At 33.0% G+C, this 17306-nt stretch carries 13 protein-coding genes; 10 read left to right on the top strand and 3 right to left on the bottom strand.

Annotated elements, in window-relative coordinates:
- Positions 1 to 78 precede the first annotated feature (78 nt).
- Genes LD125_RS01730 through aspS form a run of 3 tightly spaced genes read left to right on the top strand, consistent with a single transcriptional unit; the run spans position 79 to position 5369 of the window.
- Positions 79 to 2379, top strand: a complete 2301-nt coding sequence (locus tag LD125_RS01730) for a RelA/SpoT family protein (protein WP_250136815.1) — start codon at positions 79 to 81, stop codon at positions 2377 to 2379.
- Positions 2372 to 3640: a histidine--tRNA ligase gene (hisS, locus tag LD125_RS01725; RefSeq protein WP_250137407.1), complete on the top strand. Its 1269-nt coding sequence runs from the start codon at positions 2372 to 2374 to the stop codon at positions 3638 to 3640. Before LD125_RS01730 ends, hisS begins: the two co-directional genes overlap by 8 nt.
- The gene (gene aspS / locus LD125_RS01720) at positions 3633 to 5369 is read left to right on the top strand and encodes an aspartate--tRNA ligase (protein WP_250136813.1); all 1737 of its coding nucleotides are present in this window, start codon (positions 3633 to 3635) and stop codon (positions 5367 to 5369) included. The genes hisS and aspS overlap by 8 nt, the downstream gene beginning before the upstream one ends.
- 31 nt (positions 5370 to 5400) lie before the next feature.
- Here aspS and LD125_RS01715 read toward each other — a convergent pair whose 3' ends face one another.
- The gene (locus tag LD125_RS01715) at positions 5401 to 6105 is read right to left on the bottom strand and encodes a hypothetical protein (RefSeq protein ID WP_250137408.1); all 705 of its coding nucleotides are present in this window, start codon (positions 6103 to 6105) and stop codon (positions 5401 to 5403) included.
- A 132-nt stretch (positions 6106 to 6237) separates the two neighbouring features.
- On the opposite strand from LD125_RS01715, the gene LD125_RS01710 reads away from it, so the two are divergent.
- From LD125_RS01710 to LD125_RS01680, 7 genes are all read left to right on the top strand, one after another.
- A complete protein-coding gene (locus LD125_RS01710; RefSeq protein ID WP_250137409.1) occupies positions 6238 to 6861 on the top strand; it encodes a hypothetical protein in 624 nt (207 codons plus the stop codon).
- Positions 6862 to 6869: 8 nt separating this feature from the next.
- Positions 6870 to 7511 (top strand): hypothetical protein, encoded by a 642-nt coding sequence (locus LD125_RS01705; RefSeq protein WP_250136795.1) that lies wholly within the window; start codon positions 6870 to 6872, stop codon positions 7509 to 7511.
- 4 nt (positions 7512 to 7515) lie between these two features.
- Complete coding sequence (locus LD125_RS01700) at positions 7516 to 8082, top strand: hypothetical protein (RefSeq protein ID WP_250137410.1); 567 nt, start codon at positions 7516 to 7518, stop codon at positions 8080 to 8082.
- On the top strand, positions 8075 to 8674 hold the full coding sequence (yihA, locus tag LD125_RS01695) for a ribosome biogenesis GTP-binding protein YihA/YsxC (RefSeq protein ID WP_250137016.1): 600 nt from the start codon (positions 8075 to 8077) through the stop codon (positions 8672 to 8674). The genes LD125_RS01700 and yihA overlap by 8 nt, the downstream gene beginning before the upstream one ends.
- A gap of 14 nt (positions 8675 to 8688) precedes the next feature.
- Positions 8689 to 11592, top strand: coding sequence for a cation-translocating P-type ATPase (locus LD125_RS03910; RefSeq protein WP_250137411.1), 2904 nt, complete (start codon positions 8689 to 8691; stop codon positions 11590 to 11592).
- 88 nt (positions 11593 to 11680) lie between these two features.
- Complete coding sequence (locus tag LD125_RS01685) at positions 11681 to 13912, top strand: MATE family efflux transporter (RefSeq protein ID WP_250137412.1); 2232 nt, start codon at positions 11681 to 11683, stop codon at positions 13910 to 13912.
- Positions 13913 to 14046: 134 nt separating this feature from the next.
- Entirely contained in the window at positions 14047 to 15483 is a 1437-nt protein-coding gene (locus LD125_RS01680; protein ID WP_250137413.1) for a hypothetical protein, read from the top strand.
- Between the two features lie 36 nt (positions 15484 to 15519).
- Here the strand turns inward: LD125_RS01680 and LD125_RS01675 are convergent, their stop codons facing one another.
- Both LD125_RS01675 and LD125_RS01670 read right to left on the bottom strand, forming a co-directional pair.
- Entirely contained in the window at positions 15520 to 16158 is a 639-nt protein-coding gene (locus tag LD125_RS01675) for an NAD(P)-dependent oxidoreductase (protein ID WP_250137414.1), read from the bottom strand.
- A 130-nt stretch (positions 16159 to 16288) separates the two neighbouring features.
- Complete coding sequence (locus LD125_RS01670; RefSeq protein ID WP_250137415.1) at positions 16289 to 17281, bottom strand: hypothetical protein; 993 nt, start codon at positions 17279 to 17281, stop codon at positions 16289 to 16291.
- Positions 17282 to 17306: the final 25 nt, after the last annotated feature.

The raw sequence follows: 17306 nt of genomic DNA, 5'->3' as shown, positions 1-17306 counted from the left end.
ATTCAACCACAAAAGAACCTCAGTTTGCTTGTTTTTATTTCTTTAAAACTTAGCATATAATTAAAATAGGAGTTTAGAATGAGCAATCAGACAAATAAAAATTATGAATTAAAAGTTCAAGAAATTCATGATTTAAAAATATTAATCAACGAAGCCCGAACTTATATCACCGATGAAACTTGACTGACTAAAATTACTCAAGCTTATGAATTTGCTAAGCAAAAACATGGTAAGCAACTACGAGCTAATGGCGATCCTTACATCTATCATCCGCTAACAACAGCTTATTTTTTAGCACAATACAAAATGGGTCCAACCACGATTATTGCTGGATTGCTCCATGATATTTTTGAAGATACACCAGTTCAAGAACAAGAAATCATTGATAGATTTGGTCAAGAAGTTAATATGTTAGTTCGAGCAGTTACTAAGGTGAGTTATTTTGCCAAGGAAAATCGTGAACAGTTAAAAGCAACTTATTTGCGCAGACTTTATCTTTCAATGGCTCAAGACATTAGGGTGATGATTATCAAAATTTGTGATCGCTTACATAATATGTTCACAATTGGTAATTTACCTTTAGATAAACAGCAAGTGATTGCTCAAGAAACTTTAGATACGTATGCTACGATTGCTCATCGAATTGGAATGAATAGTGCTAAATCATGGTTAGAAGACATGAGTTTTAAGGTGCTTGACCCTGGTAGTTATGCCAAAGTAGCAGAATTAATTGCTCAAGATCGCAAAACTCGTGATGTTGAAATTAAAAAGATTATTATTGATTTGAACTACTTCTTAACTAAAGAAAAACAGATTACTGTGGTACGAATTTTTGGTCGGGAAAAAACCGTTTATTCAATCTATCGTAAGATGACAATGTTTGGTAAAACTTTTGATGAAATTAATGACCTTTTAGCGGTGCGAATAATTGCGCAAAATGTTGATGATTGTTACAAGATTTTAGGTTTTATTCACCAAAAGTATTTGCCTATTCCAGGACGATTCAAAGACTATATTGCTACACCAAAAAATAACCTATACCAATCCTTACACACAACTGTTGCGAATAAAAATGGATTGCTTTTTGAAGTACAGATTCGTACTGATGAAATGGACGAGTATGCAGAATTTGGAGCGGCAGCTCACTGGCGCTACAAAGCAAATGATGAAGTTTCGGTAGCTGATAAACAAAAAGAAATTGATGATAAACTCGATATTTTTCGTCGGATTATTTCGTTAAATAACGAAGAGCAAAACCAAGAGTTAGAAAAAGAACTGAAAGAAGATATTTTTACCTCAACAATTTATGTTCTAACTCCTAATGGGCAAATGATTACCCTGCCTTATGGTTCAACAGTCTTAGATTTTGCCTTTCGAATTCACTCTGAGGTTGGTGAACATGCGATTGGAGCGAGAATTAATGGAGTCTTTTTACCTTTAAACACAGTTTTACACTCTGGAGAAATGGTTGAAATTAAAACTTCACCCACCCAAACTCCTAACCATAACTGATTAAAAATTGTGAAAACTTCTAATGCGAAAAACCGGATTAAAAAATATCTTGCCCAAAGCCTAGTTAATGAGAGTGAAACCTTAACTAAAAAAGAAGAGCGTGAGCAAATGATTGCGCGTAGTAAAACTGCAATTAGTGCTTTTTTAAACGCTAACGACTTAAAAGGAAAACGCTGAAGTGAGAAAGAGACTATTGAGTTGCTTCGTAAAGATGGATTTCAAACTCTAGATGATGTTTACTGAGAAGTCGCCAATAACCGTTTAAAAATCGAAGCAGTGGTTAACAAATATTTAGTTAATCCAGAGTTTAATAAAGATAATGTTATTCTTGATCAACTAAGCAAAACTCAAGCTTGAGCTCCAGAAATTAATAATGATTTAATTGTTGATGGAATTTCTAATATGCAAGTGGAAATTGCTAATTGTTGTTTACCGATTCCTTTTGAACCAGTGGTTGGTTATGTGACTAAGGGGAAGGGAATTAAAGTTCACTTGCCTTATTGTGTTAATGTTAGTGGCAAGGAAACTAAACCTCGTTTGGTTAATGTTCATTGAAATCGTGCTCAAATAGGTAATAAAAGTTATGTGACAAAAATCAAGTTTAGTGCTAACGACCGCCCCAATTTGTTATATGATATAACCAGAATGCTTTCTTCTTTGAAAGCAGCGATTATTTCTGCTTCTGCTAGTACTAATGAAAAAACTTATCTTTCAACAGGAGTAATTAAATTGAAGATAAATAACTCTGATCAACTTAACCAGATTATTTCGTCAATGAAAATTATCCCTGGATTATTAACTGTTGATCGGGTAGTGACTCGTGAAGAAGAAAACTTAACCTCAAGAAAGGATGCTAATAATGATTAATAAACCTCGGGGAACAAGTGATGTTTATGGAAGAAGAATGGAAGTACTTGATGGGGTGATCGGTAGAGTTAAAACAATTCTTCATCAAGCAAATTATCAAGAAATCATGACCCCAATATTTGAAAGTAAAGAACTTTTTGTTCGTGGGGTCGGAGAAACTAGTGATGTTGTTAGCAAAGAAATGTACGAGTTTAATGACAAAAAAAACCGCGTGTTTGTCTTACGTCCTGAAGGAACCGCAGGAGTGGTTCGGGCTGTAGTTGAAGACAAGATGTATGTTTTAAACAATTTACCCTTAAAGTTCTTTTATGTTGGCAGTATGTTTCGTTATGAGCGACCTCAGGCAGGAAGATACCGTCAGTTTAACCAGTTAGGAATTGAGACTTTTGGAGCTGATAATTTAAATCAAGATGTCGAAGTTATCAGTTTGGCTATGGAAATTCTTACATCTTTAACTCTTGAGCAAAACGCGGTGATTTATTTAAATTATTTAGTTAGTGGTGAAGAGAAAAAGCCTTATTTAGCTGCATTGGTCCAATATTTATCTACCTTTGATGATTTGTGTGATGATTGTCAAGTGCGGATTCAAAAAAACCCAATGCGGACTTTGGATTGTAAGATTGATGGCTATAAATTTACTAATCCACCCTCAATGGGTGATTATCTTAGTGTTCAAGATCAAATGCGAATGAAAGAACTTGTTGAATGTTTAACAGCTTTAAATTATCAAGTTAAACTTGATCCAAGTCTAGTACGAGGACTGGATTATTATACGGGAATGGTTTTTGAAATTAAGTATGCTGCAGATAAAAGTCAGGAAAGTTTAACTCTGATTGGTGGGGGTCGATACAACAACTTAGTGCAACAATTGGGAGGTCCGAGTGTCCCTGCTGCTGGATTTGGTTTAGGGATTGAACGTTTATTAAATTTGTTGGGTGAAGAAAAACCAGACCTTTTTACCCGTCGCGAACTTGATTTATATGTCATTGCCTTAGAGTTTAATGCACAAGTAATGCAATTAATTTCAACACTGCGGGCAAGTGGGTTAGTAGTTGATTTTTCTTTACTAAACAACACCTTAAAAACTGGTTTTAACCAAGCAAAAAAATTACAAGCAAAAGAAGTTTTAATTTTGGGAAGCCAAGAGTTAACTTCAATGCGAGCAAAGTTAAAAAACCAAGTGACAGGAAAAGAACAGGTGATTGATTTAAACCAAATTGAAATTATTAAAACAATGATTAGGGAGCAAAACAATGATTAGAACAAATAATTGTGGTGAGTTAACTGCCAAAAATTTGGATCAGGTAGTGATTTTACAAGGATGAGTGAAAAAAGTTCGAAAATTAGGGGGATTGACCTTTCTTGATTTAAGAGACCGTTATGGCTATACCCAGGTCGTGGTCGAAGAAAGTCAAGAAGCACTGGTTAAAGGTATTAAACCTGAATACGTTTTAGAAGTTAAGGGAATGGTCAAAGCACGAAAAGCTAAGAATCCTGAAATTCCTACTGGTGAAATTGAAGTTGCTGCAGAAATAATTACAGTGATTAATCCATCAGCATTGCCTCCTTTTGTGCTCGATGATGATGTTGAAGTATCAGAAGAAACCCGTCTAAAGTATCGTTATTTAGATTTACGTCGGCCAAAAATGCAACACAACTTAATCATGCGCGCCCAAGTTAATCACTTGATTCGTAATTTTTTAGTTGATGAGCAGTTTCTAGAAATTGAAACTCCCGTCTTTGGAAAATCAACTCCTGAAGGAGCGCGAGATTTTTTAGTACCAAGTAGACTAAATCGTGGTAAGTTTTATGCCCTTCCTCAATCGCCGCAACTTTTTAAACAGTTATTGATGATTGGTGGTTATGATCGCTATTTCCAAATTGTGAAGTGTTTTCGGGATGAAGATTTACGAATTGATCGACAACCAGAATTCAGTCAACTGGATTTAGAAATGAGTTTTGCTACTAGCGAAGATGTGATGAATTTAACTGAACGCTTGTTAAAAAAAATCTTACAAGTTACTAAAAACATCAAGATTAATGAACCGTTTTTACAGATTAGTTATCAAGAAGCAATTGACAAGTATGGTGTGGATAAACCAGATTTACGTTTTGATTTACCCTTAAAAACTTTAACCTCACTTTTTGTTAATTCAGAAAATAAGTTAATGCAAAAGTTTAACCAAGAAAAGGCTGAAATTCGAGGAATAGCTATTGAAAATCAATTGTTAAATAAGGGTCAGATTAAAATTTTTGATGAGATCAGTGCTCAGTTTAATTTACCCAGTTTAGGAATTTTAAAATTAGAAAACCAAACCTGAACAGGAGGTTTAGCATCAAGTTTAACCCCAGAAGAAAAAAATGGTCTATTACAAACTTTTGGTTTGGATCAAAATGCTAAGGCAACAATTTTAATTGGTGGAGGAAAGTATCACCACGTTTCGCATGCTTTAGGAGAAATTCGTAACCAAGCAGCAAAAATGTTTGACTTGTACCAAGAACCTTATAAGTTGTTATGAGTAGTTGATTTCCCCTTATTTGAGTTTAATGCTGAAGAAAACCGCTACGTTGCTGCTCACCACCCTTTCACGATGCCTCAAACTGATTTTCTTCCTACTTTTGATATTGATCAACAAAATGCGATTGCTGATGCTTATGATATTGTTATGAATGGATTTGAAATTGGCGGGGGAAGCCAAAGAATTACTGATTCTGAAATTCAAGCTCGCATGTTTAAAGCGATTGGATTAACTCCAGAACAAGTAAAAAATAATTTTGGTTGATTTATTGAAGCTTACCAGTATGGGGCCCCATATCACGCAGGTTTAGCTTTGGGAATGGACCGAATTATCATGTTACTGACTGGAGCAGATTCTATTCGTGATGTCATGGCTTTTCCTAAAAATGCCCATGGTATTGATGTGATGAGTAATGCTCCTGATAATGTTAGTGATTACCAGTTAGAAGAGGTTCATTTAAAATTAAAGTAAATTAAAACCTCTTGAAGCTTCAAGAGGTTTTTTAATACACACTATTAATAAAGTTTTCAACATAATACCGTAGCGTTGTAAAATAACTGTCAGCAAATAAACTATTGAAATAAACTTGATTAAAACTTTCAGTAGTAAGTTTTTTATTATTAGTACTTTTATTAGCAAATTTAAATAAGGTGCGAATGTTAAAACTCGGGTCAAATACTTGATCAACATAAAATCCATCAGTGTCAAAGACTTCTTTAACCATTTTTTGAAGTTCTGCTTGATCGTTGAAAATTGTTAACATTAACTTCTGATAAACTTGATAAAGTTGGGTAATTGTTTTGTTTGTTAACTTAATGACCAATAAACGTTTTTTGGCAACTTCGTGATTGTTAACTTCTTCAAAGTAATCATCAATAATGTGTAAGAGACTAACAAATCCTACTTCTTGTGCTGATAGAGTAATAAACCGACTAAATTTTTTTACTAACTTGGCACTTTGTTCAATCCCACTTTCTTTACTCACCAGTAAATCGAAGGTATTTTTGACATTGGTAATAAAAAGGTTATAGTCCAATGAGTGTTTATCCTTTAAATAAGGCTTAAGTTTTTCGCCTCAACCAAATCTGGTCAAATATTTACTTAATTGGTTTTGGTTTTTAATGATAGCCTTATCAAACCAAGGTTTAATATGACTAAAATTCTCTTCGTGAATTAAGCCAAAGTTCTTTTTACAAGTTTCAATCATCGTTTTTCACCACTTACTTAATTATACAAAAATAATGATTACTTTCACCACTTAAACCCAATTTAGTCTCTGGCATTCATCCAAATTAAGGTCGAGAATCGGTTATAATAAAAAGAAAAGGGGATTGACAAAATGAAACACGAAATTGCAGAGTTTGACTTTTTTGAGCGCGGATTGGCCTTGATGGTTGCTAGTTTAGATGATGGTACCCAGTTGTTAACTGAGCTAAGCCAAGAGCAAAGTGAAGCGTTAGATATCTTGATTGATCGGTTAGTGGATGTTGAAGACTCTGAAGGGTGAAGTGAGTTCAATCACGATTTGAAAGGATTTGATGAAGAACTATTTCAAGATGAAAAATACTTGAATGATAAAGAACTTTATCTTGCTTTAACTGAACCAGTTTATTTAGGTAAATACCTCGACTTGTTATTGATAGGTCACAACTATCAAGATCTTGATCTTTTAAGTGCACAGGAGGTAATTAAAGATAATTTTGCTAGTGTGATTCAAAAAATAATCACTTTTCCTCAACTTAATAATCACTTTTCAGATGAAGTAATTAAAGTTATCAAAATCTTGGCAACCACCACTAACCTTAATGATTTAAATGAAGGTTTTCTGATTGTTTTTGCTCAAGCATTGCAAGAATTTAAGATTTTAAAAGACGAAACTTTGGCACTCTTTGACTTATTAATCGAAACTGATGCTTTGCTATCTTATTGAAGCTTTTTAACAAGTGATATTGACGCAGAATAGGTGGGGGAATGGACGCTAAATATATTGCCTTAATTGTTATCATTACAGTTTGATTACTGTTGTTGATAATTTTTGGTTTTTTAAGTTGAATTTATCAAGTTAAACATAAAGAAGAAATTGCCAAGCGTAAACAATATTTTGCTGATTACCACACACTTCAACAAGATTTCTTGACTCTAACACCGCTTAATCTAGATTTAAAGTTAAATGATAACGAAGCGGTTTATGCTTATGAAGAGAGGGTCCAGGTTTATACTCATAACCTAAAAAAATCTAAAAAGGTTGGATGGTTATACAAAAAATATCAAAATCCTGCTGATGATCAGTGAGAAGAGAATGCTGAGCAAACCAGAACTGGTCTTTTAAGATGAACTTATTCACTACGAAAAGCAAATCAACATTCTAAGGATGCTGGTTTTATGACAACAATGATAGTTACTAATCATCGGATTGTTTTTTTTAATTCTCAGAAAAAAATAGTAATCACCTATGATCTTGTGAATGAAATTGCTCCGATTATGGTTTTAGTAGCAAAGAGTTTTCTTCCTGGATTTGTTTTAAGTACAAAACAAGGGGTTTATGAGATTGTTAATCATCACATCAAGACAGTAATTATTTTAGAAAACTTAAAAAAGGTCCAGAAAGGATAAGAAGATGAATTTGAATGGTAGTTTAGTTATTTCTGGTTTTGTGCTTTCCTTACTAATTTTTGCAATCTTTGTAGTGGCATCAGTTAGTTTGACAAGAAAGTTACACCAGTTGAAAAAGTTTAAGTCTCAAACTGTTGTGGTCTTTGAAAATCACCATCGCAGAAAAATTTTAATGAGTTTAGGTGTTTTAATGTTAATCCTTTCTTGTGGAAGTTGAGGTTTGTTTATTGGCTATGAAATTGATCAAAGTTCAGGATTGTTAATTGCTTTTGAAATAGTTTTTCTCTTGCAAATGTTGAGTATGACTGTTTTAATGTATTTTGAACATCGGTGGGCTAATTGTTTACTCATTGTGGTGAAAAATAATCACTTAATTTCTACAAGTGATGTAATTGCCTTTTCAACAATTACATTAATCAAAACTTCACCGCACCACCATTTTTTCTATTTAAACTATCGTGATGACAAGATTAAAGGTAATATTAAACAAATGAAAGTTTGTTATTCTTGACAGTTAAAAGATTTTTTGACCGCACAAGGATTAATTAAAAAGGAGCAAACTAATGATTAAATGAGCAGAATTTGTAAAATCAGCAGCTAGTAAGGATGGTTGAATTGATGATGAAGTTCCTGAAGTGTTGTTTGTTGGTCGTTCTAATGTCGGAAAATCTTCAATCATTAACGCGTTAACGAATAATAAAAAAATGGCAAAAGTGTCTTCACACCCCGGAAAAACCCGTCTTTTAAACTTTTTTGATATTAACCATCACCAGTTTCGAATTGTTGATGCACCAGGGTATGGTTATGCTCAAGTTAGCAGTGATTTAAAAGCAAGTTTTGCCCCAATGATGGAAGAATATTTAACCAATCGAACTAACCTTAGATTAGTTTTAATGTTAGTTGATTTACGTCACTCTCCAAGTAAAGATGATTTAATAATGTATGATTATCTTAAACATTATCATGTTCCTGTGGTTTTAATTGGTACGAAGTTAGATAAACTAAAGCAAAACGAGATTAAAAAAAATGTTGAGTTAATTCGTACTAGTTTGAATGTTGATTCCACCACTCCTTTAATTAAAACTTCAGTGACCAAAAACCAAAATATTGACCAGATTTATTTAACAATTTGTCAGTATTTGAATTTAACCCCCCTATCATAAAGAAAGGAAGCAGAATGAAACCTGATTGAGAAACCCTAACCACTCAAGAAGTAGCAACTGTGGTTGATACAAATTTTGAAACTGGTCTAAGTCAAGAAGAAGCTAGTCTTAGGTTAGAAAAAAACGGAAAAAACCAAATTCCTGAAGGAAAAACCCGACCTTGATATATCACTTTTTTGTTAGCCTTGGTTGAACCTTTGCAAATTATTTTAATGATTGCTGCGATAATTTCAGTCATTGCTCCCAAAATCGGGAATTGAGATATCCCCTTAGAAATTGGCGATTTTATTGATTTTATTGTCATTATTTTGATTGTGGTCATTGATGCGATTTTAGAAACTGTCCAAACAGTCAAAGCAAGGAAGTCAGTTGATAGCTTAAAGTCACTTTCTCGTCCCCAAGCAATTGTTATCCGTAATAACAAAACTTTTGAAATTGATGCTACCCAACTTGTGGTTGGAGATGTTGTTGTAATTGAAGCAGGAAGATATATCCCTGCAGAACTACGGGTTATTGAAAGTAGTGATTTCACTGTTGATGAAGCGATTTTAACTGGTGAATCATTTCCTGTTGATAAACACGCCAAAGCAATTAAAAAAACTGATATCTTGGCTGATCAAACCAATATTTGTTTTATGAATACCTTTGCAGTTAGTGGTCGGGGTGTTGGTGTAGTTATTAAGACAGGTTTGGATACTGAAATTGGGAAAATTGCTCAAACTATTAATGATAATAAAGTTAGTCAAACTCCCCTAGAAAAGAAATTAACAAAGTTCAGTTATTGAATTTCTATTGCTGCTGTTTTGATTGGAATTATTATTTTTATTGGTTTGTATTTAAGTGGTGAAAAAACTTCTTGGTCAAGCTATTTAATGGTTGCAATTACTTTAGCAATTGGAGTAATTCCCGAATCCTTGAGCGCTGTTGTTTCAATTACCTTATCATTTTCAACTAAACGTCTGGCTGAAGAAAACGTGATTGTTAAAAAACTTGCTAGTGTTGAAACCCTTGGTTCAGTTAATGTTATTTGTACAGATAAAACCGGAACCCTAACCCAAAATAGGATGACAGTACAAAAAGTAATTATCAATAGTGAGATTATTGCTGCTGCTGAATATTTAAAAACTCCTGATAACCATGAGAAAGATATTTTTAAGAAGTTGTTAGTCTTGCCAAATGATGCAATTACTCAAGGTGATGATCGGGTTGGTGATCCAACCGAGTTAGCTTTAATTGATTTTGCGGAGTTGATGAAAGTTGATGAAATTAAATACCGCAAGAAGTTTAAACGTTTGGATGAAATTCCTTTTGATAGTAAAAGAAAGTTGATGACAACGATTAATAAAGATGGTGATCACCAATTAGTCGCTGTTAAAGGAGCGATTGATGAATTATTAAAAAGATGTACACGTATTCAAGTTAAAAACAAAGTGTTAACTTTATCTTCTAAAGATAAAGAGGCAATTTTAAAATTAAGTGAAGAACTTTCTGATCAAGCTTTAAGAGTCCTTGGTTTTGCTTATGGATTAGATCAAAAACCAGGTGCTTATGAAGAAAATTTAATCTTTATAGGCGCTGTAGGAATGATTGATCCTGTTCGTGATTCGGCTGTTCAAGCAGTGAAAACAGCACATCAGGCTGGGATTAGAGTAGTAATGATTACTGGTGATCATCAGATAACTGCGTTGGCAATTGCTCGTGAATTGGGAATTGCTTATAGTGATTATGAAGTGATGACAAGTAAAACTTTACAAAGTCTTGATGATGAGCAGTTAAATCGAGTAGTCGATACGATCAATGTTTTTGCTCGGGTAAATCCTGAACATAAGGTTAGAATTGTTCAAGCGTTGCAAGCTAAAAATAACATCACTTCAATGACTGGGGATGGAGTTAATGATGCTCCGAGTTTAAGTATTGCTGATATTGGAGTAGCGATGGGAATTACTGGTACTGATGTAGCTAAACAAGCTTCAGATGTAATCTTGAGTGATGACAACTTTGCTACCATGATGAAAGGGGTTAACGAAGGTAGAAACGTCTGACAAAAGATTAGAAGAACGATTGTCTTCTTGTTAGGGGTTAACATTGCTAATGTTTTAGGAATTCTCATTGTTTCGTTAATTAATCATAATTCACCTTTAGAAGCCACTGATATTTTGTGAATTAACTTAGTGGTGGAATCATTGTTAGCAATTTCAATGGGAATGGGTCCAAATGATAATTCGCTCATGGGTCTACCACCAATTAAGAATAATAATAGTGGTTTACTAAAGGGTTTATTATTCCCAATTTTAAAGATTGGAATTATTCAGGGAGGAGTGATGATTGCTGCTTTTTATGTAGGAATGATTGTCACACCAAGTGATTTATATACAAACCTTCCTGCTGATGCTTTCAAAGACGGAATGAGTCATTCGTTTGATAATTGACAACAAGCGATTAAGGATTCTAATTTCATTAGTAATAGCACTACAAAAACTCAGATTTTAGTTTATGGGCGCACGGCAATGTTTATTGTTGCTACCTTTGCTCCAACAATCATTGCTCACATTATTCGTTTATCAAACTGAAAATCATATCGCAAACTGAAATACGAATGAAATAAACCTTTATTATTGTTTTCAGCAATTGCTCTGGGACTGGATTTGTTAATTATCTTTATTCCTGGATTAAATAATGAAGTATTTAGTTTGCTACCAACCCACGATTGAAGTGTTCATAACTGCTGAATTATCTTTGTCTCAATTGCTTTTGCTCTTGCTTCACCACTACTAATTTTGATAACTGATGGAGTGGTTTTCTTTGGATATCACTACGCCTTGAACCCGTGAGAAAGAAACCGCGCGCTTGTCAGTGGAATGGTTAAACAAGACAACGAAAAGAAACGCGATCAAATGAAAAAAAATAAAAAAGACTAGGAACTTTCTCTTGGTCTTTTTTCTTGGTTTTTCTTAAAAAAATCGTTATAATTCTTTCAAGTATTTTTGTGATAAAAAGGGGAAAAATTTGACAGCAACTGTAACTAATAAAATTACTGCAATTGATACTGATAAAGATTTTTCTCAGAGTGCGAATCTTTTTACAAAACGAGAATGAATCATGCGTTATGCCACTCCTTTTAAGGCATTGATGTTCATGGCTGGACCAATGGTAATTATCCAGTTGGTGAACTCGTTGTACGGGATTATTGATAAGCAATTAGCACTTAACTTTGCAATTGATAGTGTTTTGACAATGTATAAACATTCTGATCAAGATATGTTTCCTTATATCACCGGAATTTTACACCTAAATAATCCACTTTCTGAAGGAATTCCTGTTGTTGTTGGAAGTTCTGATAATTGAAGTCAAGATGGAATTGATTTTGCCAAACAACTAATTAATGTTTCAACCCAGTATTCAAATACCATCATTACCTTGTTATCTGCTTTAGCCTTGCTTCCTGCTGTAGGAACAGCAATTAACTGGGGACAAGCAATGGGGCGGAGAGACAAAGCCCGAATGGATGGGATTTTGATTAATGGTTTACTTCAAGCCTTTGTGATGGGGGGGGTTGGTATTTTAGTCCTCCACTTCGTGGCTCCCTATATTATTACTTCCCAAGCAAATATGAGTTATGGTGGCAAAGATTCTTCTTTAATCTTTTTGTTATCAAATAGTTATACACAAATGTTTATTTGAGGTTTTCCGATGTTGGCGTTGTCAATTTTCCTTTCAACCCTTTTAAGAACTGAAGGAAAAGTTTGGTGAGTGATTGGAATTAACATTGTAGCGATTTGTTTAAACATTCTGTTTGGTGAGTTGTTTATGGATATTGCTCCAGCATCAGAAAAGATGCAAGCTGCAGTTTATGGATCATTTTTTGCTTGAGGATTTAGTATTGTAGCGATTTTAATAGTGATTGCTTTTTCAAAAAATACCTTGTTAAAAATTAATTTAAAACAGATCAAATTTAAATGAACTGATGCCCGGTTAATTTGAATTAATGGTTTTTCTCCCTTTTTAGCTAACTTTATTTTTGCTGCTTCTAATTTTGTGACAACCCTTTTAATTACAGTTGCGCATCCAGGAGCCCAGGTCCATGATGCGATTGTGGTTAACTTTTTCACTTCAACAAGAACTGACACTACTTATATCTCTCCAACCCTGAGGGTTATGAGTTCGGTCTTTCCGTGACTAAATATTTTATATGCTCCGATCATTGGAATGATGGAGGGAGCTAATGCAAACTATTCTTATTGTAAAGGAGCGCAGAAACGTTACCGAATGGTGCAAATTTGAAGACTCCACCTTTTAATTAATATTGCCTGGGGAATCTTTTGTTTAATCGTGATTGTTGGAGCAGGAAAACCGATGATGGAGGCTTTTGATGGTCCAAAAGAATTAAATTGATGGTTTCTTGCTTATATTTCTGGAATTGTCTTTGCAGCAATGACTTATAGTGCCTTATCTTTATTTCAAGGAACTGGTCATGCTTTAAACGCAATTCTCATCGCAGTCTTTCGTTCGCTACTATTTGGTATTGGTTTTATTATCATTGGGTGGGTAATTGCTAAGAAACTTTCTCATGATGGTACTCAAGACTGGACAATTTTCTTGTTTAACGGTCTTTCAGAAATTCCTGCTGTTATTGTTACTTTCATTTTATTAAGTAACTTAACCAAAAAAACAATTAAGAAGTATGAAATTAATGATGTTCCCGACAATTTTGTTTCTCCCTCACTTCAACAAGCAGCCTTAAATGAAGTTAATATGGCCTATCAGGTAAATTTAAACCATTTAGATCGTTGGTATGAACAAGCAATTCTTAGAGCTACTAACCACCACCAACCAAAAAAACTAGCTAAATTGGAAACCAAATACGAGCAGCAAGAAACAAAGATTGCGACGATAAGAAGTAAAGCAATTCAAAAGGTTGAAAAGAAATATATGTTTGACACGATGAGTCTTGGTCAATCACCTCGTGATACAGCAAAGAAACTTCTTGATCGTTCTCAAGCTAAACAACTTTATGCTTTAGAACATAAAAAGAATGGTTATAACAAGAAAATAAAAACTAAGTTAGAACAAGAATTTAAGGTTAAACATGAAAAATTGCAACAAAGAATGGATCAACATGACGAGTATTATGTTGGTATCTTGAGTGGAAAAATTAAATTAACACCAATCAAAGTTTTCTTCTCCCCAATTGAACCGCAGCCATTATGAGCATTAGATGCGACTAAAATTAGTTTTTAAATAAAAAGATTAAACCACTAGGAATTTAGTGGTTTTTTTGTCGATACTATCAGTGAGATTAATTTCTTTATCACTTAATTATAACTTACTAAAATAAAGTGATAAAATAAAAATTATTAAAAAGGAGTTTCATAATGAAACAATTTATTTGTTTATTGGCGTTGCTGGGTTTAAGTACAACTACAACTACAACAGTCCTTGCTTGTGATAATACCAAAAGCGAGACGATAGTCAACAAACCTAATTTATCGACTTTATTTAGTATTAAACAGATTGTTGTTGGAATAAATGATCAAGACGACTTAATCATTAGAAAAATTTTGAATATAAACAAAATCGATCAAGTGACGTTTATTAAAAATGCTACTTTTAAATTTCTAGACCATAGAACTGTGCTAATTTCGGTCTTAGAAACTAGTAATGAATGAGGTGGAGATGATATAAAAATTAATCTTCGTGATAATCTGAATACAGCTAATTTTTTTCCAATAGTTAATGCTGATGAAGCTAACTTTGATCTCTCCCAAAAAACAATTGATGTCATCAAGTCAAAAATTACCACTGAACTTGATTTTACTGTTTTAAATATTGATCTTGATTATGATCATAACGTATTTAGAATTACCCCAATTGCTGATTCAAAAAAATATTGAGGAGCGATAGAAATTGGTTATCGCCCTTTTCCAAGAAAAACTTTACAAAGTTTAATTAGTATTACTGATTTTACTACTACTAAGAATGCTACTAAAACTGATGTTTTAGACCAATTAAGCGCTTTAAATAACAATTTTATTTTTGATGAAAATCAACTTGAAATTACTGATTATAACTACCAAAACGACTTTACTTTAACTTTAACTCCTAAAACTGATAGTGAATTTTATTGTGGAGATAGTTTAACTATTATTGTGCGAAAAAATGTCAATGATTTAGGATTGAATGGTTTTGCTTACAATGTTGATAATGATAATGTTAAAACAATCAGTCAATTCAAAACTAGTCAAACTAATCTAAAAGTTGACTGAACAGCTTTAGATGTCCAAAAAACTTCAAATACTTTAACTATTGCCGCAACTGCAACTAATCAAAAATATAGTGGAAGTTTCATCAGTGTGTTGTGACAACCAATTTTATTTCTTGATGGGTATCAAGCAGATAATAAAGACAAAATTCTCAAAGATTTATGACACGTTAATTCCCTAGAAATTCAGAATCTAAAAATTGATTTTGAGATTGATGACTCAGCAGAACAATTAAAAGTTTATGATAGAGAGCATCCAGAACAAAACCACATTACGATTAATTATTATGAACGAAGTAATCTTGCGACAACAATTACTACAACTAAATTAGAAGGGATTTATAATAGTGCTAGTGAGAGTGAAATTAAAGCAGCAATTATTGCGCAAAATAATTTGACCCCACAACAAGCTAATGCAATTCGAAATCAAGTTGATGTTTATATTGATTTTGAAAATAACAATTTCTACTTAAAAATTAAAGACTATGCAAACATCAGTACTGTTTTTTATGGATTTACTGCTAACATCGCCTTTGATGTTCAAAACTAAAAAAGAAGGAATTATTCATTCCTTCTTTTTTGATGACTAGTCAGTTTCAACACTAGTGATTTGTTTGTTTAAATAATCTTGGTAATGGTCAACTAAATAAACCAGAATTTTAGCTTGGGTTAAATAACCGATGATTGATTCGTCATCCTTATTGTATAACACTTGATCAGTCACTTCTAATTTAAAGGAATGTTCTGGTCGCTCTAAATCTAAAGTAAAGGCAGGAGAAACAAAAACATAGTTTAACTCATCAATGGTAGGAAACAAATCTTTGACTTTAGCATGACCAAAGATTGCTGCTGCAAGTGGAGCAGGGAAATTACTTTGTGGTTGATCAATTAAACGAGTGCCATCTTTTTGAATCAAAGTTCCTGCTCCTGCTGATCAAATCAGTGGAACTTTAATTTCAGCAGCTACTTTAGCAACATTGGTAGCAATAGCGATTAATTCATCAATACTTCCTGCTCCTACTGTAGAAATGATTGCATCAACCTCTGTAGCAGCTTTTTTGACATCATCATAGTTTTTTGGATCGCCAACGATATCAGTGGTGTTAGTTACTTTAAACGGTTTTCTGGTTAAAGTAACAACTTTAGCATTGTTTTGCAATAAATCTTGAACGACCATTTGACCTAAATGACCATTAGCACCAATTACTAATACTTGTTTATTCATAATTATTAACCTCTTTCTTGTATTGGTTATAATTATAGCACTCAAAATAAAACCAAACGTTCTCTCATATGAACGATGGGCGAAGAGAAAAGAAAAACCTTGATAAAATTCACTTTATCAAGGTTTTTAATTAAATAGTTTTATTAAAGTAAGGTAATAATAATAAAGCCATAATCTCATTTTTGCGATCTAAACGTTTAACCTTAGAAATGATGGCACTATTTCGCAGCGTTTTTTTATAACTCATTCGACCATGTTTATTATGATAAACATTAATAGTTTTATAAAGTTGATACTTCTTATCCATATTATTATTAAATTGAACAATCATCTCTTTAATAATTTTAATTTTAACCTGATTGTAAAGATCAATCTGTTCTTTAGACTTATTTTCAGAAGAAGTATCTAAAATCAAATCATTAGCATTTAGTTCTAGTTGAATTGCAACTTCCTTTCAAGTGAAATTTTCATCCTCATAATTAATCTTGCTAATATAATTTAGTTTTGAAATCCCATTCATTTCTAACCACTTATTAAAACTTTCCATTTGGTGGTCATAGGTAATGTAGCGGTTAATAAATTGCACTACCAAAGGAATAATCATTGCAGGCATAGTGATTGATAAGGCTGCAAAAATCGGAATTCCGCGTTCATATTTAACAACGTGATCTCCACCAGTAATCATATCGATGGCCGCTCCATAGAAGAGTAAGAAATCAAACACACAAATTGAAAGTGAAATAACGACCAACTTGTAGTTTAAGTACCTTACTTCATGATTGCGTTTAACATTACGACCACTATTATAATAAATATCATTATATTCAAATCCACTAATTCCTTGACTAGAAAAAATTAAATAGAGGGTAAATGATCAAATCATCACTAAAGAAGCTACGATTAAGTTAATTCAGATTTTGTCACGATTTAGAATTAATAAGGGAACTTCAGCGACTGTTAGACAAGTAATAATAATTAATGAAATCATGTTGAATCAGAAAAAAGAATTGTGAATAATTGTTAGTTTGGCAAAGTCATTGGAGATATCTTTTTCACTTTTGATCTGGTCTTTGTTGGTAGAATTGACTTTTTCTAGTTCTTCAAGAATATGGCGGTGTTTCACAAACTGCTCCTTTAAACTTTTCTGG

The sequence above is a fragment of the Mesoplasma sp. JKS002658 genome (assembly GCF_023566355.1).
In the GTDB taxonomy this organism is placed as follows: Bacteria; Bacillota_I; Bacilli_A; order Mycoplasmatales; family Mycoplasmataceae; genus Edwardiiplasma; species Edwardiiplasma whartonense.
This window is presented reverse-complemented; position numbering and strand designations above follow the sequence as displayed.